At 42.7% G+C, this 19334-nt stretch carries 15 protein-coding genes; 7 read left to right on the top strand and 8 right to left on the bottom strand.

The genetic code is table 11. The features are described from left to right. Nucleotides 1-65: 65 nt before the first annotated feature. The 3 genes from HKX40_RS07605 to metH all read right to left on the bottom strand — a co-directional run bounded on the left by HKX40_RS07605 (nucleotide 66) and on the right by metH (nucleotide 5431). Entirely contained in the window at nucleotides 66-692 is a 627-nt protein-coding gene (locus HKX40_RS07605) for an OmpA family protein (protein ID WP_171588980.1), read from the bottom strand. Nucleotides 693-778: 86 nt separating this feature from the next. Further along, nucleotides 779-1570, bottom strand: coding sequence for a helix-turn-helix transcriptional regulator (locus HKX40_RS07610; RefSeq protein WP_171588981.1), 792 nt, complete (start codon nucleotides 1568-1570; stop codon nucleotides 779-781). 84 nt (nucleotides 1571-1654) lie between these two features. Next, entirely contained in the window at nucleotides 1655-5431 is a 3777-nt protein-coding gene (gene metH, locus HKX40_RS07615; protein WP_171588982.1) for a methionine synthase, read from the bottom strand. A 584-nt stretch (nucleotides 5432-6015) separates the two neighbouring features. On the opposite strand from metH, the gene HKX40_RS07620 reads away from it, so the two are divergent. The 4 genes from HKX40_RS07620 to HKX40_RS07635 all read left to right on the top strand — a co-directional run bounded on the left by HKX40_RS07620 (nucleotide 6016) and on the right by HKX40_RS07635 (nucleotide 13414). Then, nucleotides 6016-7920: a TonB-dependent receptor domain-containing protein gene (locus HKX40_RS07620; RefSeq protein WP_171588983.1), complete on the top strand. Its 1905-nt coding sequence runs from the start codon at nucleotides 6016-6018 to the stop codon at nucleotides 7918-7920. Nucleotides 7921-8429: 509 nt separating this feature from the next. Continuing rightward, nucleotides 8430-11834, top strand: coding sequence for an autotransporter outer membrane beta-barrel domain-containing protein (locus tag HKX40_RS07625; protein ID WP_171588984.1), 3405 nt, complete (start codon nucleotides 8430-8432; stop codon nucleotides 11832-11834). A 14-nt stretch (nucleotides 11835-11848) separates the two neighbouring features. Further along, nucleotides 11849-12385 carry an OmpA family protein gene (locus HKX40_RS07630; RefSeq protein WP_216605199.1) on the top strand — a complete coding sequence of 179 codons (537 nt, stop codon included), beginning with the start codon at nucleotides 11849-11851 and terminating at the stop codon, nucleotides 12383-12385. A 105-nt stretch (nucleotides 12386-12490) separates the two neighbouring features. Next, the gene (locus HKX40_RS07635; RefSeq protein ID WP_171588985.1) at nucleotides 12491-13414 is read left to right on the top strand and encodes an ABC transporter substrate-binding protein; all 924 of its coding nucleotides are present in this window, start codon (nucleotides 12491-12493) and stop codon (nucleotides 13412-13414) included. A 67-nt stretch (nucleotides 13415-13481) separates the two neighbouring features. Here the strand turns inward: HKX40_RS07635 and HKX40_RS07640 are convergent, their stop codons facing one another. Beyond that, nucleotides 13482-14402, bottom strand: coding sequence for an NAD(P)/FAD-dependent oxidoreductase (locus tag HKX40_RS07640; protein ID WP_171588986.1), 921 nt, complete (start codon nucleotides 14400-14402; stop codon nucleotides 13482-13484). 200 nt (nucleotides 14403-14602) lie between these two features. On the opposite strand from HKX40_RS07640, the gene folB reads away from it, so the two are divergent. The 3 genes from folB (at nucleotide 14603) to HKX40_RS10900 (ending at nucleotide 17206) form a co-directional block, all read left to right on the top strand. Continuing rightward, nucleotides 14603-14962: a dihydroneopterin aldolase gene (folB, locus tag HKX40_RS07645; protein ID WP_171588987.1), complete on the top strand. Its 360-nt coding sequence runs from the start codon at nucleotides 14603-14605 to the stop codon at nucleotides 14960-14962. Between the two features lie 91 nt (nucleotides 14963-15053). Then, nucleotides 15054-16088, top strand: coding sequence for a tRNA 2-thiocytidine(32) synthetase TtcA (gene ttcA, locus HKX40_RS07650; protein ID WP_171588988.1), 1035 nt, complete (start codon nucleotides 15054-15056; stop codon nucleotides 16086-16088). A gap of 155 nt (nucleotides 16089-16243) precedes the next feature. After that, a complete protein-coding gene (locus HKX40_RS10900) occupies nucleotides 16244-17206 on the top strand; it encodes an NADPH-dependent 7-cyano-7-deazaguanine reductase (RefSeq protein WP_171588989.1) in 963 nt (320 codons plus the stop codon). Here HKX40_RS10900 and HKX40_RS07660 read toward each other — a convergent pair. The 4 genes from HKX40_RS07660 to HKX40_RS07675 all read right to left on the bottom strand — a co-directional run bounded on the left by HKX40_RS07660 (nucleotide 17187) and on the right by HKX40_RS07675 (nucleotide 19213). Continuing rightward, nucleotides 17187-17447: a hypothetical protein gene (locus HKX40_RS07660; RefSeq protein ID WP_171588874.1), complete on the bottom strand. Its 261-nt coding sequence runs from the start codon at nucleotides 17445-17447 to the stop codon at nucleotides 17187-17189. The two genes, HKX40_RS10900 and HKX40_RS07660, sit on opposite strands and share 20 nt — an antisense overlap. A gap of 38 nt (nucleotides 17448-17485) precedes the next feature. Continuing rightward, nucleotides 17486-18622, bottom strand: coding sequence for an RNA-guided endonuclease InsQ/TnpB family protein (locus tag HKX40_RS07665; protein WP_171588990.1), 1137 nt, complete (start codon nucleotides 18620-18622; stop codon nucleotides 17486-17488). A gap of 94 nt (nucleotides 18623-18716) precedes the next feature. Continuing rightward, complete coding sequence (locus HKX40_RS07670) at nucleotides 18717-18911, bottom strand: hypothetical protein (RefSeq protein ID WP_171588991.1); 195 nt, start codon at nucleotides 18909-18911, stop codon at nucleotides 18717-18719. Next, on the bottom strand, nucleotides 18908-19213 hold the full coding sequence (locus tag HKX40_RS07675) for an AAA family ATPase (protein ID WP_171588992.1): 306 nt from the start codon (nucleotides 19211-19213) through the stop codon (nucleotides 18908-18910). Before HKX40_RS07675 ends, HKX40_RS07670 begins: the two co-directional genes overlap by 4 nt. Nucleotides 19214-19334 lie beyond the last annotated feature (121 nt).

Consider the following 19334-nt stretch of genomic DNA (forward strand, 5'->3'; position numbering starts at 1 on the left):
CCCCTATAGGGAGTCTCCGCCTTTGTGTGCTATTGATTATTTTCGCTTATGATAGCATGAAATTGTTATTGAGCAGCATATACAAACACCTCTATTCTTCTATTTTTTTCTTGACCTTGTTCGGTGTCATTAGTGGCGATAGGATCATTCACTCCCCTACCCTCTGAAGTTAGTCGAGATGTGGCTACCCCATGGGTAGTAATATATTCTTCAACCGCATCTGCTCTATTTAATGAAATAGACTGTCCACCAATAGCATCTCCAGAATTATCCATATGCCCCACCACCTTGATTCGCAAAGTAGCATTTTGCTTTAATGCCTCTGTCAACACATCCAGCACCGGATAACAGGCATCACTAAGCTGCTCATTATTTGTTTGAGCTCCAAATACCAATGTATCTGGCAGCGCCACCATTAGTGTGTTGTCTGGCATGGATTTCGACATTACCCCCCCACTCTTATCAGCTTGTCGGATAGCCTCTATTAATGGACTCCAGTCATGTGGAACAATCGTTTCTGCCACAGCACCAATCCCAGCCCCAGCATTATCCTCTGCGGCATCTTGGGATAAAGCCCCTATTCCAGCACGTAAAGCATCGCTGCCACCTTGCTTGCCCACCGGATATGAAGTAGCACATCCTAGCAAACAAACACTTAACAACGATATAACAAGCCATTGGACATATTTCATTATTTTTTCCCTTTCATCATATCACTCGCCGATGCTGAGAGATTGTCAAACTATCAACAAGTAACCATCTATTGTAATGAGCCAATTTATCCTACCTTGGGCAGTAACATTACCAGTTTATAGTCCAAATGCGTCGCCAATCTAAATGTGACTTGCTCATACTCGCGGTAACCTAAACTAGGGTGTTGAAACTCTCTTAGCCCACCCTCTCGTGCAAGTACTGTCTGCCTATCCCACCAATGTTTAAATGGCGCACTATTGTGACTTAGAGTATCAATAAAAAGAGCAATATCAGCTTGCTCAATACTCGCTGCAACATCAGCACGAAATTCAGCTACAGCACGCATTGCTCGGTTATCCCAATTTAACACGATATTTTTTGCTTGTGGCTCTTCAAAAATAAAACGCAATAAGTTTGGTGATGAGGTAGTAGATATCCAATGATTAAATAACTCATCCATGGCAGCATTAAAATGCAAAATATTCCAGCACTTATCTAGAATATAAGCAGGACCCTTAATATCTTCGACGCAGGTCTGTAAGTTGACTGGCAAACTACCATACTGTGCTTTAGTACTATCAGGATCTACCACATCTGCCAACTCAAATAAATAAGCCCGTTCAGCCGGATTGAGATGCAAAACATCGGCCAATGTAGACCACACATGGGCTGATACCGATACATCTCGCCCCTGCTCTATCCAGGTATACCATGTCACACTAATATCACACAGCAGAGCCACTTCTTCCCGACGCAAGCCGGGGGTTCGACGACGCAAACCAGCACTAATGCCCGCCATCTGTGGGGTAACGCGAGAGCGTGCACTACGCACAAACTCTCCTAATAATTGTTTACGCCGAGAACTCAGTTTATTCATAACCTGTTTTATCCATTAGCCTTATGACTAGTGACAAGACGTCCAAAAGCATGCCTCTTATGAATCCCCGTATAGTATCAGAGGCTACTCCAATACCGTATGAAGTTTCTTCTTCGCCGTTGCTTTATCAAGACCTGAACGTTGGCAATAGTCATCAAACTGATCATCTCCAATGTTACCAATCGCAAAATAATCTGCCTCTGGATGGCTTAAATAAAAACCAGAGACACTAGAAGCAGGATACATAGCAAAACTTTCTGTTAACTGCATACCAATTTCTTCTGGATGCATCACTTTAAACATATCTGCCATGATAGTATGATCTGGACAAGATGGATAGCCTGGTGCGGGACGAATACCCTGATACTTCTCAGCGATAATCTCTTCACTACTTAACTGTTCATCAGGAACATAGCCCCATAAGTCTGTACGTACCCGATGATGCAAACACTCGGCAAACCCCTCAGCCAAACGATCCGCCAAAGCCTTAATCATAATGGTTGAGTAATCATCCATATCTTTTTCAAAGCGTTCCTCGTGAATTTCTATCCCCAATCCACCTGTGACAGCAAACATACCAATATAATCTTTGATACCAGATGACTTTGGCGCTATATAATCTGCCAAACACTTGTTATACACACCTTCACGTTTCTTATTCTGCTGGCGTAATAAATGCCATGTGAAAAGGGTTTCCGTACGGCTTTCATCCGTATAAATTTCGATATCCTCGCCATTCACAGAGTTAGCTGGATAAAAAGCCACAACACCACTAGCCGTCAACCAACGCCCATCAATTATTTTGCGTAGCATTGCCTGACCGTCTTTATAAATTTTGCGTGCTTGTTCCCCTACAACCTCATCATCTAAAATCTTAGGAAAACTACCAGCCAAACCCCATGACATAAAGAAAGGAGACCAATCAAAGAACTTCTCAATTTCTCGCAAGTCATAATCCTTAAATACTCGACGACCGATAAACTTGGGCTTGGGAGGCGCATAGTTAGACCAATCCAATGGTGCCTTATTCGCACGTGCTTCTTCTAAAGGAATAACAGGATTAGCTCGTCGATTCGCATGACGTTGACGGACCAACTCATATTCCTGAGCCAATTCTTTGATAAATTGCTCTTTATTATCAGAAACCAAATGTGTACATATACCCACCGAGCGGCTAGCATCAGGAACATAAATGACAGGCCCCTCATAATTGGGGGCAATTTTAACAGCCGTATGCACTTTACTCGTTGTCGCCCCTCCAATCATCAATGGAATTTTACGCTCACGGAAATAAGGGTCGCGTTGCATTTCCGAAGCGACATAAGCCATTTCTTCTAAACTTGGCGTAATAAGACCAGACAAACCAATAATATCCGCATTGACTTCCTTGGCTTTGGCAAGAATATCTGCACAAGGTACCATCACCCCCATATTCTCAACCTCAAAGTTATTACACTGCAATACCACGGCAACGATATTTTTTCCAATATCGTGAACATCACCCTTAACCGTAGCAATCACAATTTTCCCCTTGGCTTTAACATCACCACCTGCGGCTTCGATTTGACGTTTTTCTTCTTCAATAAAAGGAACCAAATGCGCAACGGCCTGCTTCATCACTCGTGCTGATTTTACGACTTGAGGGAGGAACATTTTACCCTCTCCAAACAAGTCACCAACGACATTCATGCCATCCATTAGAGGTCCCTCAATCACCTCAATAGGACGCCCTCCTCTGGCTGCAATTTTTTGGCGTACTTCTTCGGTATCTTCCACAATAAATTGCGTAATACCATTGACTAGGCCATGTACAAGTCGCTCCTCTACCGACAACTCACGCCAAGCTAAATTTTCTTCTTTTTTCTGCCCCGACCCTTTGATTTGTTCCGCATATTCCACCAAACGTTCAGTAGAAGTCCGCTCATCACTAGAATCTGTTTTGCCTACAGGCTCTTTACGATTCAGAATAACATCTTCTACTAGGTCACGCGTTTTCGGCTCAAGGTCAGCATATACGCCAAGCATACCAGCATTAACGATACCCATGGTGAGGCCTTCTTTAATCGCATAGTATAAGAAGACAGTATGAATCGCTTCTCGCATCGCCTCATTGCCACGGAAAGAGAAACTCACATTAGAAATACCGCCAGACATTCGTGCATAAGGGAGGTTTTCATGAATCCACTTCACCCCTTGGATAAAGTCCAACGCATAATTATCATGGTCTTCAATACCTGTTGCCACAGCAAAAACATTGGGGTCAAAAATAATATCTTCAGGAGGAAAATTTAATTCATCTACCAGCAAATGGTAAGCCTTACCGCAGATTTCCTTGCGACGCTCTAAATTGTCTGCTTGACCTTGTTCATCAAATGCCATCACCACTACGGCAGCACCGTATTTACGACAAAGGCGAGCATGTTCAAGAAATGGCTCTACCCCTTCTTTCATGGAAATCGAGTTCACTACAGCCTTACCTTGAACACACTTTAAACCCTCTTCAATGACCTCCCATTTAGAGGAGTCAATCATAATAGGCACTCGTGAAATATCTGGCTCAGAAGCAATTAAGTTAAGAAAGCGACGCATACAAGTCTTGGCATCTAGCATTGCCTCATCCATATTAACGTCGATAATCTGGGCACCATTCTCTACCTGCTGACGAGCCACCGCCAATGCTTCATCAAATTTCTCTTCTTTAATAAGACGCAGGAACATCTTAGAACCTGTCACATTGGTACGCTCACCTACATTGATAAACAAAGAATCATCATCAATGTTTAAGGGTTCCAATCCTGATAAACGTGTTTTAATAGGCACTTCTGGCACTTGACGAGCAGGGAGCATTTCTACTGCCTCACGAATCGCCTTAATATGCTCTGGTGTTGTTCCACAACAGCCACCCACCATGTTGACAAAGCCTGCTTGAGCAAATTCTTGTAGCAACCCTGCCGTATCCGCAGGCAACTCATCAAACCCAGTATCACTCATCGGATTGGGTAGACCAGCATTAGGATAGACACACAAAAAGGTATCACAGATTTTTGACAGCTCTGCAATATAAGGACGCATCAATGCAGCACCTAATGCGCAATTCAGACCAATAGTGATAGGACGAGCATGACGAATTGAGTTCCAAAAAGCCTCAACAGTTTGTCCTGATAAAATACGACCAGAGGCATCGGTCACCGTCCCAGAAATCATCACAGGAAGGCGAATACCTCGCTCCTCAAAAACCGTCTCTACCGCAAAAATAGCCGCCTTGGCATTCAGCGTATCGAAGATAGTCTCTATTAGAATAATATCAACCCCACCATCCAATAAGCCGTTGAGTTGTTCTGTATAGGTGGCAACCAATTCATCAAAGGTAATATTTCGTGCCCCTGGATCATTCACATCAGGAGAAATAGACGCTGTCTTGGGTTGCGGCCCCAGCGCACCCGCAACAAAACGAGGATGGTCCGGCGTGCTGTATTCTTCACAGGCTTGACGGGCAAGTTTTGCTGAGGCAAGGTTAAGCTCATAAGCTAACTCAGGCAACTCATAGTCGCTCTGTGCAACAGAGGTCGCACCAAAGGTATTCGTCTCAATCACATCCGCCCCTGCTGCCAGATACTGACGATGGATATCTAAAATCACATCTGGGCGTGTTAGGCTTAATAACTCATTATCCCCTTTGACATCTTGATGATGTTCTTTGAATCGCTCGCCACGAAAATCTTCTTCAGTGAGTTTATATCGCTGAATCATCGTCCCCATAGCCCCATCAAGAATAAGAATTTTACCTTGATTGAGGCGACGGGCAAATTCTGCACCATGAGTGTAAGTTTCAATGGGATAAGGTAGTTTGGGGTAATTCATTGAGTTTCCTGTGAGGTTCTATAACTTAAAGCATCACTAATAGCAATATCTGCATAAACCAAGACAAAAGGGTTAATACAAATCTAACATCACTGAGCCAATGGGAAAAACACATACAGTGCGTTTTGGTACCCATTCTATTAAACTCCGGATTTTAGCATTTAAGCAACATTTTTTCCTTGGATTGTCATGAAAAAAGCATGGCTTTTACATCTATTCTTTGGAAGGCGGAAACTTTCATGTAGAATGACCTTGCTTTGCCGAGGTGCTCTTGACATTATTGCGTAATAATGGGGCAAGAGTAAATGGGAAACAGCGGTAAACACATCTTCTTACAGGTGTTTTTTTAGAAAGTCTTGTTATGTAAATATAACTATCTTGTCTAAAGTTTCTTTACCAAACTGTGCTGCCCCCGCAACGGTACGCTACTTCATAGTAAGCCCGATCTCAGCCTAAGGCAAATTGTCTGTTTGCAATGTTTCCTTGATACCCTTGTTCTTTTTAATGAAATCGAACATCGAACTTTGTAAACACCTCCCATCAACATTGTGCGGGGTCGCACAATTTTTTGAAGTTTAAACTAAATGAAATTATCTCCTTTATATCTTGCCCTTAGTGCGGCATTATTACCTTTCTGTGCTTCAGCACAAGACAACACCTTATCTAATGTCACCACCCTTGATCCGATTGTCGTGACAGCCTCTCGTGTAGCAGAGCCTTTGTCTAATGTTGTCGGTGATGTGAGCGTGATTAGCAACGAACAACTACAACGAGAAACCAGTCCTTCTTTAATTAATTTATTTGCTCGTACACCAGGATTGCAGGTATATGATAATGGCGGCCCACAGACTGTATCTGGTGTGTTTGTGCGTGGAGCCTCTCCAACACAGACCCGTGTAATGGTAAACGGGCTACGGATTAACAACCCCCTTGATGGCAGTACCACATGGAGTACTCTGAACCCTGCTATTTTTGACCATATTGAAATTGTGCGTGGTTCAGCAAGTGGACTTTATGGCTCTAGTGCTATGGGTGGTGTGATTAACCTTGTGACCACACCAACACAGGAAGGGCCTCGTGACATGAAATTTACTGCTAACCTAGGCGGCGGTTCGCATGGCACTTTCCGTACCAATGCCAGTATCTCTGGAGCCACAGAAAATGTTGATTACTTCCTAGCAGGTAGCTATGCCAATAGCGATGGATTTAATGCCACAAATAAAGATAATATTTATTCTTACAACAAAGATAAAGATGGCTATGAACAAGCTAATATTATTGGCTCTTTAGGTTATCGTTGGGCAGAGGGTCAGCATATTGGAATAACTTTCCTTAATACCTATAACAAAGGTGATTATGATGGCAACGAATATCCTAGTGGTTTATATAATACCTATCAGCAACAAGCCTATGCCATTACCTCGACCAACCAAGTTACAGACTGGTGGACAAGCACTCTTCGCTTTGGGTTTATGAAAAACAGCTACTACACTCCACCCTATACCTCTATTTCTGCTTATGGTCCATATACAGCTAACGAATACAAAACTCGTACCAATTCACGTCAGTATACATGGCAGAATGACTTTACAGTTGCTGAAGGACAAACAATTTCTTTAGTCTATGAACATACACATGATTTCCTTGACTCTTCCAGTGGAGTAGACAAAAAATCCCGTCACACCAATGCAGTAGCTGCCCTTTACAAAGGAAATTTTGGGCGCCATCATGTACAAGCCAACTTGCGTCGTGACAAAGTCTCTGGCATTGATGGGCATACTACAGGGGGAATCAATTATGCTTTTGATATTACCCCGAGCTTAGAAATTGGGGCTGGCTTTAATACAGGATTTCGCGTCCCTACTTTCCTTGATATGTACACCCCTCTTAGCTTTGGATACCAAGGCAATCCAAACTTGCGTCCTGAAAAATCACGTAGCATGGAAGTTAGCTTACGCTATCACACCACAGACACCAATCTTAGCGTAACAGCATTCCAAACTCGCTACAAAGATTTAATCGATGGCTATGTCTGCGATGAGTTCTTCAACTGCACAGCAGAAAATGTGAACAAAGCCACAATTCGTGGTGTCACTCTCGAAGCTAGCCACCGTTTTGGTAATACAACTATTACGGCAGGTGCTGACTTCTTAAATCCTAAAGATAAATCAGATGGGGTGAATTATGGAAACACACTTCCTCGCCGTGCTAAACAAGTCTATCGTGCTAGTATTCAACACGACTTTGAGCGTTTAAGTCTTGGAGCAGATTATCTTTTTGTTGGACATCGTTATGATGATGCTGCAAATACCAAAGCTAAACGTCTCGGCGGCTATGGTCTAGTCAACTTGCGTGCGGATTATGCCGCAAGCAAAAACTTCCATATCCAAGCGAGTGTGAATAATGTATTTAACAAAAAGTACTCTCCAGCCTATGGCTACAACGGTCAAGGCACCAACTTCTTCTTGAATTTGTCTTATCAAAACTAATCAGTTGAAGTAGACATACCATAAGGCTGACAAGACGACTCTTAGTAATATATAAGATAATCTTTACAAGCCCTCTCAACAGGGGACCAGCATGAAGAGATTCATGCCCCCTAATTCAGCCCATCTCAAAATACCTCCTCCATAGTCTAGCCCCTAGTGGTTGCAAAAACACTACATGTGACATTTTTGTTAAAAATAAAACAATCGTTTTTGTTTTACACTTTTCTTTTTAACAAAAATTATCTCTAAACGTCTATTTTATTACGTTTCAATTATTTCAATATTAAAATAATTTATTTTTAAAGATACATTTTTTACATCTAGAAAATCAAAAAAAAAAAAACACAAATTTTTCCTTGGGTTTATCACCTCATTCCCTTACAGTCAAGTATTGAAACACACGTAACACTATGATTTTATATTGAAGTTAATAAGAAACCATAGGTAACAATTAGTTGCTATTCATTCCGTGTGTCATTTTGTTCATCGTAAAACTATGGGGATTGAAAATGAATAAAATCTATAAAACCAAATGGAGTGAGGCTAAACAAGCGTGGGTAGCCTGCTCGGAAATCAGCAGTAATCACACAAAACATCATCGTGCTTCAACCGTAAGCCAAACAAACCGAGGCGCATTATTAACCCTTTCCACACTCACAAGAAATATGCTCCTTGCACTTGGGTTACTCAGCGTAGGATCGTTGAGTTGGGGGGCAACAATATCTGATGGCACACAGGATGAACTTACTTCTCTTTATCCAGGTAGTGATGCCCATGACCCAGCTGTTGGTCCCTATAAAAAAGTAACGATTTCTGCCGCTCCTGAAGACATGGATTCCAGGGGGATTGTCTTCAACGCACCAAGATCTGGAGCAGGAATTCCATATGACACAAACTATTATCTCGGTACAGATTTCATTAAAATAGGTTCTGAAGAAGCAAGACGCGACATTCAAACAACAAGTTCAACCGCCTTTCTTGCAAATGGTTATTACGATACAAACGACCTTGTCCCTCGCCGCACTACCCTCACAGGAGGTACTGCAGAGTTGTATATCAACTACGGTTTTAAACCTGCACTAAACCCTGCTGCTGACTATCAGGGAATTGGTGCAGCTGGTCGTGGGCGTGTTTATTTTAAAAATTTCAAACTAGATATCGCCAATATTGAATCAAATGGAGATATTTATGGTTTGTTTGCTGGTACAGGTGCAGGTACAAACAGTACCATGGATTATGGCAACGAAGCCGACGGAACCCCCTATCGTAACTATATTCATATTGCAGGAAATTACGATTTTAAGGCACAAAGGGTGCCAACTGATATAGACCCCACCACTGGCATTCGTGCCATCCAGAATAATGATGGAGATGGTTGGAGGGCTACTGGCAGAGGTCCTCAAGCCTATGTCCAAATTGATGGAAAATACACCGCGGATATTACTGCAAGCTACGGTACAGGAGTCTATGTAAGCGGTAAATGGGGAGAAGAGAGCGATGGTATTTTTATGCCTACCGTTGTCCTAAACGATGTGGATATTACACTACATGGTACTGGTACAAATACAGCATTTAAAATTGGTAAGAGAGAAGATAATGGTCCTTTTAGGGCGGGCCGAGACGGTTGGGGCGCAGGTAAAATCATTATCCAAGAAAGTGGAAAGGTTACTCTAAACACGACTGATGCAAGCGGAACAGCAATTTCACTCGTTTATGGTGAATCAGAACTGGATGCTTCGCAAGCCAGCTCTTTTACCGTCAAGAGTAAAAATCGAGCAATACATGTAGGCCATGAAGAATATTACGGCTACCAAGACTCTACCAAGACCATTAAATCCACTATTAATAATGCTCATTTTGAAGCTCCTACAAACTCTGACCCTTTAATTGAAGTTGCGGATAATCAAGCAGATGCTCAATTACTTTTCACGAGTGATGCCACTTCTGGCTTAACAGCAGCAGCAACTAATTATTTACTCAAGGTAGGTGAAAAGAGTGATACAACCCTTAATTTCACAGGAAATGGTGCCAGTAACAGCATCATGACAGGAGCCATTGCTCAACCTGTAACAGGGTCAGATGCTACTGTGTATAAGACTGCTGTTACAGTAGATAATGCCAAATGGAAGTTAGGGAATGATGACGGTTCAACGACCATCACAGAATCTCAATTTGCTAGCCTCACCCTCAAAAACAACGCAGTACTTGATGCCAGCATTGCCAATGGTGGTGCGGATTTCAAACTGACCAGCAACAATCCAGATGCGAGTGCTGTTTTTGTAATGAATGATAATTCGGTTATCACATTGGATAATACAGGTCACGGCAAATATAACGACACTCTCACCATCACTGGCAACTACGCCGCTCTTGGTGATGCCAAGCTGACGATGAACACCCTCTGGAATGCTCCTGGAGATGCCAATGGGGGCAACTCAACATCTGATAAACTGATTATCAAAGGTACTGCTACAGGCAACACAAAAGTCATCCCTATTGGTGCAGATGGTACAGAAAATGTTATTGATGGTGATGTTACTCAAGTAGTCAATACCGTCATTAATACCGTCCCTGTCGTAGAAGTGGGACAATCGGGGGACATTGCCTTTACAGGTACTGCACATACCTTAGGGATTAGTGAAGTACAATTAGCCAAACGCAAGGTAAACGGCAAGGATGAATACTACTGGACAGCCACTGCTGCTGAGCCAACGCCAGAGCCAAATCCAGAGCCAAATCCAGAGCCAAATCCAGAGCCAAATCCAGAGCCAAATCCAGAGCCAAATCCTGAACCAGCTCCTGAACCAGCTCCTGAACCAGCTCCTGAACCAGCTCCTGGACCAACTCCAGAGCCAACTCCTGGACCAACACCTGAGCCAACGCCTAGCCCAACCCCAGGACCAATCATTTATGCTCAAGCGGTTCCTGCTTATGTCAATACGCCTCGACTCAACCTAGAGCAAGGCTACACTACATTAGGAACATTACACGAACGTCGTGGAGAAAATCAAACGCTTGCATGGGATGAGTGCGGCACTTGCGGTGCGAATGCCACAGGACAAACTTGGGGGCGTTTCTTTGGTAAGCATATCGAATTAGACGGCAAAGAGCGTTTGGATTCACGTAGCAATATCTATGGTTTCCAATTCGGTCATGACTTCCGTCTCAAACGCAATGACAATGGTAGTCATAGCCTTACTGGAGCATATGTTGCCTATAGTCATGCTAGCCACTCTTTCTATGACCAATATCGAGCAGAGAATGGACTTATTGTTTCTGATAAGTACACAGGTAGCGGCTCTTCTGAAGCCTTTAGCTTAGGGCTCACCCATACGCACTACACGGCGAACGGCAGTTATCTTGACCTAGTAGGACAATTCTCTTGGTTACGCAATAAATACCGTGCAAGAGATACAGCTAAAAGCATAAGTCAACACGGTTGGGGTATGGCACTCTCAGCAGAGGTTGGTCGTCCTTTTGCATTAACCAAACATGCACCTAATGAGGCGGGATGGTTAATTGAGCCGCAAGCACAATTAATTTACCAACACCTTTCACTTAACAAATTCCGTGATGATTATCGCGAAATTAAGCAAGGTAGCCAAGATGGCTTGCGTGGACGCCTAGGTGTTCGTCTTGCCTACAATGCAGAGGGTAAAAACTATCGCACCAACACTTTCTATGTGGTGGCTAATGTTTGGCATGACTTTATGGGATCTAAAAATATCCGTATTGGTCGTGATAGAACCAAAGAGAAATACGCCACAACATGGGGAGAAATCGGCATAGGTGGACAACTCCCACTAGGCAAACAAACCTATCTCTACGGCGATTTTCGTTATGAACATAGCTTAACGGGAACTAAACGCTCTGCCTACCGTGGCACAATCGGTGCTAAATTTACATGGAAATAATCAGGGGGAGTAAGATGAAAAAGACAATGACCTATCAACCACGTAATCTTGTATCACGTACCAAGTTTGCCCTTATGGGAGCAGTGCTGGCTATGGCATGGGGACATGTACAAGCGATGGATGTCGTCCATCGTTGGTGCCCACCTGAAACCCCTGTACAAACTGAGGTGATTCAGCTCTCAGCAGATGCACTCTTTCATTTTGCACACTCCGATATTCGTCATATGCTTCCCAAAGGAAAGGCTGAGCTAGATCAGTTGGCTCAAAAGCTTAGCTCAGTGTATGCACGAGTAGATAGCATTAAGATTGTGGGTCACACTGATCGTATTGGCTCTGAAAAAGCAAACTATGCTCTGGGGTTACGCCGAGCAGAGACAGTAAAAGCCTATCTGTCTGCACAAGGGGTAACAGCCCCTATGCAGACAGACAGTGCAGGAGAGTCGCAACCAGTAACCACCAACTGCCAAGACAAAGGGGTGACCGCTGCCCTCAAGGCATGTCTACAACCTGATCGTCGTGTGACGGTGGAAATCACAGGCGTGAAGAAGTAGATACAGTTATCATCCATGTCTACAATCTAATCGTCATATGACGGTGGAAATCACAAGGGCGACGAAGTAGAATACTGCTATGTTCGCCCTTGTTTTGATGATAGCATGCTACGCCGTATTTCTCTTTTCATTAGATATCTTATTGGTTCATTATGGCTATTGAGTGGCACACAGGGTCATGCCCAGATAATCTCTGAAGCACCCCTCTCGCCATCTCACCAAACACCTACAACGGTTTCTGCACCGGCAACATCACCTAGCATTGTCAGTCTATCACCAGCCGCCACTGAACTCATTTATGAACTTGGTTTACAAGCTCACTTACGTGCGGCTGACCAAAACAGTAATTATCCCAATACGGTTAAGTCGCTTCCTAATATAGGAGACCCTTTTCACCCCAATGCAGAACTTTTGGCATTGTACCGACCAGATTGGGTAATTGCCTTTTCCTCTACTCCCTCGCTAGAGGCTTTGCAAAAGCAGTTAGGCTATAACCTATGGATTATGCACCCTGCCACAATGTCAGACTTATTTGAAGATGCAAATCAGCTAGTCACACAGTTGTCATCAGAGACACAGCTTCAAGAGAAAAACGATGCTTATCAAAAAATCCAGTCTTGGCGGACACTATGGAATCAGGTTCAACAACGTTATATCCAGCAAAGCGACAAAACATTTTTTGTTTACCTTGATGGTTCACCTATGTATACCGTGGGACCTGATACTTTTCTTAGTCGGGGTATTCAGGCCTGTGGGGTTAGAAGTGCCTTTGAAGTGCAAAAACAACCCAGCTTTATTGTTTCTCCTGAAGCCTTGCTCCTGCATGCTCCCGACTATATTGTTGCCGCCCAACATACAGGCGAATCCAATACGCAACGCCTGCAATCCATACAAGCGGCTTTTGCACAGCTAGGGTTAAATATTCACCCTCATCAAATTATCCTCGCCCCTGCCGATATATTATTTAGACCCAGTGTTCGTTTTCTAAAAGCCTTACCGCAGATTTGCGAGCAGCTACATGCACACTAGTTGCTACTTATACCATCTACCTCATGAAGAGGTTAGCATAAAAATCAGGTGTTCTCAGCAATCCTTGCTACTGCCTATCATCTTTAAGACTCTCTAAAGACTTCTGAATAGCTTTAGCAGCCACCACCCCATCTGCCATAGATGTGACTACGCATGGGTGCATACGATGAGCAACCTCACCAACCGCATAAATTCCTGAAATACTTGTTTGTGCAGTATCATTATCAGTCCAAATATGCCCAGTCTCTTTAATCTTGAGATTAAGATGATTAAAACCAGCTAATTGCGGCTCATAACCATAAAAAACCATAATGGTATCGTACTGCTGACCATTTACCATCATTTCTTCTGGGTTGAATGTATACTCTCCAATATGTAGCTGTTTGGGATTAATAATGTCTAACCATTTTTTCTGCGCCCTAACACTGCGTGCATAAATGTCAACCGATTGAACACCTCTATCTAAACAAAACACAGCATTTTCTAATGCATTATCCCCTCCACCCAGTACCGCTACTCGCTTCATCACAAAGTCATGCATATACACATGCTTACCAGGACCTAACAAAATATTAGGATAAAACTTACCCTCTGGCATTTGAGGAGGGCGCTTATGTCGCACACCTGTAGCAATCACCACATTACGCCCGACCAGCATATGATTTTCACCAAAATAAACGCTAAATAATGGCGTATCGCTATTCATATCCTCTACGCGTTGAATATCTGTCACTGCCTGATCTAGCAAAACAGGAACACGAGCTGCCTCTAGGCTTTTTTTCATTTGTAATGATGCTTCTTCACCAGTCAGGCCTGGAGCAGTCACATTCCACGGGTCTTGAAAAGGGTTCAACGCGCTCAACCCTCCTATCATCTTTGCTCGATCAATAATGACAGGCTTAAATCCTAGTAAGGACAACCAAACCGCACATGAAGCTCCCGCAGGACCAGCACCAATAATGACCGCATCATAAATAGTAGGATTCATAGCAACAGAGTAAAGTGATTATAAACACTTCTTATTGTAGCGAATTTATTGATAAATTCACTTGCTTTCAGTGGCGGAGAATGTCAAAATTTAGCCTATTCTTATTCTTAATGTTGCCGCCATCAGTTTGCATGACACCTTATTTTCCCGATGTCATGCACGTTCTTTCTTGAGAGGTTGGCCTTGTATAAACCATCATCATGTTGACACAAAAAATCTTTTTTAATCGTTTACGCCTAGATGCTCGTATCGGCATCTTAGAGCATGAGCTGCGTGCCACACAGATTATTTATATTGATGCTGAATTAGATGTCAATATTACACGTGAGGCCGATGATAACGACATCCGTACTGTACTGGATTACCGCAAAATCCGTGAAGCTATTATTGAAGAAGCCACGCGTGCACATGTTCATCTTGTTGAGGTACTAGGGCGTATGATTACACAGCGACTTCTCAACGACTTTAGCGATGTCAAGCAAGTCAAACTCCGCATTAGCAAACCTGCTGCTTTTGCAGACTGTGATGCCGTGGGTATTGAATTTGTTGCTACTCGTTAAATATACCCCTTACAGATAACATGCCATCGTGCTATTTTGTTGGTCTTTATTACAACAAAAAATATTGAATAAATCACTTTAACTATCACCCATGACAGCAAATAAAACACCAGAACAAATCGAAAAACTACGCCAGGACAATAACAAACTGAGCAAACGTATTATTAGAGAAACAGCCAATGCTATCGTAGATTACAACATGATTGAGGACGGTGATAAGGTCATGGTGTGTCTGTCTGGCGGTAAAGACTCCTATGCTCTTTTAGATGTACTAATGACATTGCAAAAAAGAGCCCCCATCAAGTTTGAATTAGTGGCTGTTAACCTTGACCAAAAACAACCAGGTTTTCCAGAAGAGGTATTACCTAATTATTTAAGCAGTATTGGCGTACCTTTTCATATTGAAAACCAGGACACTTATTCTATTGTTAAACGGTTAATTCCAGAGGGTAAAACCACCTGTTCGCTGTGTTCTCGCTTGCGTCGTGGCATTCTTTATCGTGTAGCAGATGAGTTGGGTTGCACAAAAATTGCTTTGGGGCATCACCGAGATGATATTCTAGCAACGTTTTTTTTGAATTTATTTTACGCTGCTAAGTTAAAAACCATGCCTCCGAAATTAGTTAGTGATGATGGCAAACACACCGTTATTCGCCCATTAGCTTATGTCCCTGAAAAAGATTTAATTGCCTATGCAGAGTTGAAGAAATTCCCTATCATTCCTTGCAACCTTTGTGGCTCTCAAGAAAACCTTAAGCGTAAAGAAGTCGGCAATATGTTGCGAGCATGGGAAAAAGAAAGCCCCAAAAAAGTATGGAATATTTTTAAATCCTTGGCGGCTGTTGCCCCCTCTCACCTCATGGACAAGAACCTTTTTGATTTTGTGAATTTACGTCCTACTGGTGTGGCAGACGAGAATGGCGATAAAGCATTTGATGCAGAGGATTACTCCAACTATTCTCCTCTAGAAGAAGAAAAAACAGGGACATCACACCAAGCATTACTCGGTCAAGAAGATGAACACACGTCTGTTCTTCAAGCAGACGCAAAGGACACTTCATCTACCGCAGATAATCCTTCTAAAGATACTAAATACCAAAAGGTAATTTCCATTCAAAAACTTTAGGTATAAAGGCCAAAATAAGATGGACATCAAGTGATGTGAGTATATCAACTAGGTTCATATACAAGGTAAAATATGATGTAGTCACTTCACCAAATGTCCTAGCTGTCCTAGCAACTTAAGGGCATCAACACACTTAAAATATCAATTTAAACTATATGGCTATTGAACAAGAACTGAATCACGCCCCTTTAGGGAAAACAAGCGAATACCCTGAACATTATGACCCTAGTTTACTCTTCCCTATCCCTCGCTCGGTAGGTCGTCAACATTTAAGCATTCAACCCCACCCAACATGGGTAGGAGAAGATGTTTGGCGTGCCTTTGAAGTTTCTTGGTTAAATCCTAAAGGTAAGCCAGAAATCGCTATTCTTAAATTTACGATTCCTGCGGACTCTACCCATATCATTGAGTCCAAATCTTTTAAACTTTATCTCAACTCTTTTAATCAGGAAAAAATTGAGTGGAATACGTTAATACAGCGACTCAAAACAGACCTTAGTCGTGCGGCAGGAGGAGATGTATTAATCGAAAGAGAAGAAGCTCATACACCGGTATTTGATTTAAAAACAGATACGCTTATCTATCCTCCCGCACATAGTAAGTTATTACCACCAGAAGCTCACCCTGCCACAGGGACAACTTTCAGCGAACCTCATCATCGTCTCGTCACAGAAAGCGCCTTATTACATGCGACATCACTAGATGCTTTAGATGTGGAATGCCATGTGTATGAACCAACAGCGAGCCTCTTACGAGCAGACACCAGTCGTCATGTCAGAGAAGTGCTAACCTCTGATTTACTCAAAAGTAACTGCCCAGTCACCTCTCAACCAGACTGGGGAACCGTTGTCATCAGCTATGAGGGCAATGCGATTGACCATGCTTCATTACTCCAATATATTGTGTCATACCGTCATCACAATGGTTTTCATGAGCAATGCGTAGAGCAAATTTACTGTGACATTATGCAGCAATGTGCCCCAACCGCTTTAGAAGTATACGCTCGCTATACTCGCCGAGGGGGTTTAGACATTAATCCTCGACGAGCAAGCCCTAACTTTGTCGCTCCTGGCATTAATCGTTTTTATACACAAAGTATCAAGACACCAAGACAGTAGCTAAGGGGATTGCTGCCGCATAGTCGATGTTCATAGAGTAGTCCCTGCCAGACTTAACCTCAATAGGCACTACCGATAAGTTATGATAATCATCAATTAGGTAATCGACTTCTCCTTTTGTTCTATTATCTTGACCTCCTCCTCTTGCTAAAGCAAGGGGATTCCTACGGCGTCTAACGATACTACCTGTTAGCTCACTTCGGTGGGTTCGTGCTGCTGACTGTTTTACTACACAGTTCACTTCACACGCACTACGGGCAAGTCCTGCCCTGAATACTTTTACGCTGCCAGTATCGCCTGACCACGCTTTAATACATTGATGGCGCCGACCACATCGGCATTTCCCGTGTAGCCGCAATCCATACATTCAAACAACGCCTGTGTTTGGCGATTATCCTTAGCTGTATAGCCACACGCAGGGCAACAACGGCTGGTATTTTGAGGTGGCACAGCCACCAAATACCCTCCATTCCATAGCAACTTGTAGTCCAATTGCCTGCGAAACTCGTACCATGATTGATCCAGAATAGAACGGTTTAATCCCGATTTCTGCTTCACATTTTTGCCATGCTGTTCCGCAGTCCCTTTTGCCGACTTACTCATATTACTTACCTGTAAATCTTCCATATACACAATTGCGTGGTTTTTGCTAATTTGATGAGAGATTTGATGCAGGTAGTTTTTACGGATATTGGCAATTCTATGATGCAATTTGGCTATCTTAGCTTTTAACCTCTGCCAGTTTTTACTGAATTTGGTTTTGTGTTTGAACTGCTTTTGCAGCTTCGCTAATTGACCTTTTAAGGTTTTAAAGGCATGGATTGGCTCAAAGTATTGTCCTGTTGATAACGTCGCAAAACGCACAACGCCCATATCAATACCCACCTCTCCACCTTTAGGCGTGGGTGTTTCCGTCTCCCATTCGGTTTGAATGGAAACATACCATTTACCACACCGCTGGCTTACCGTGATATTCTTAGGTTCGCCTAAAATAGCCTGACTGTTACGGTAACGCACCCAGCCAATTTTAGGCAGATAGACACGGCTGTTTTGCTGCTCTAGCTTAAACCCTTGAGGAAAACGGAAACTGTCTTTTATGCCTTTGCGTTTAAACTTAGGAAAATCTGCTCGTTTGGCAAAAAAGTTCCTAAATGCGCTCTCTAAGTCTTTTAGACTTTGCTGTAGGACTTGGCTGTGGCAGTCTTTCAACCACAGAAATTTCTTCTTCCATCCGGGGAGCAGGTTAGCAATTTTTGCGTAGCTGAATTTGAATGACTTATCCGCTTCGTATTGCTCATTTTGATACGCCAACGCCCGATTGAAGACAAAACGAGAACAGCCACAAAATCGCTTCATTTTGCGGATTTGCTCGCCATTTGGTCTGATTTCAAATCTAAAGGCTTTGCGAATAAGCATATCAATTTATTCAAATGTAGACCATTGAATTCTATCATAGTAAAGAACTGCTTTGCAGTTCGTGCCTTATATCCTCACCGTAAACGATGAGGTTTTACGGCACGGTTTGATAAACACGACGGATACTAAGTTTATTCTCAGCATCATATTTAGAAGCATCAATACCGTAGTAGTGATGAATTTCTTTCTGAACTTCTCGTACAGCTTGGATATTATGAGTTTCTAAATAAGTATTTACCACATCAGGCAGTCCACCTACCAAAAGATACTTTTTAAAGAAATCCATCATCTTAAGGGCATCGCTTCATCTAAAGATTCTCGCTGAAGAAATTTCTGACGCAAGGCAGACACTGCCATCTGGTTCAAACCATTAGCATACAAGAACTCCTCAAAATCAAGAGGAAACATACGTATAATATGAAGGCTTCCCATCGGAATAGATGTTGTCTGAGAAAGCGTCGCACCCAACAAAGAACCACTTGCAATGAAGGTAAACCGCCCATCTTGTGCTAGGAACTTCAACAAAGTCAAAAGATGTGGGTAGACTTGAATCTCATCAATAAAGACTAGCGTATCCTGCTTATCCCCCATCTTCTGACCAGCACATCATGACATTTCAATAAAATCTAACAAGGAAAATCATGACATTTCAATAAAATCTGACAAGAAAAATCATGACATTTCAAAAATATTGAAATATCATGAATTTTTC

It is taken from the genome of Pelistega europaea (assembly GCF_013133775.1).
GTDB classification, from domain to species: Bacteria; Pseudomonadota; Gammaproteobacteria; order Burkholderiales; family Burkholderiaceae_B; genus Taylorella; species Taylorella europaea.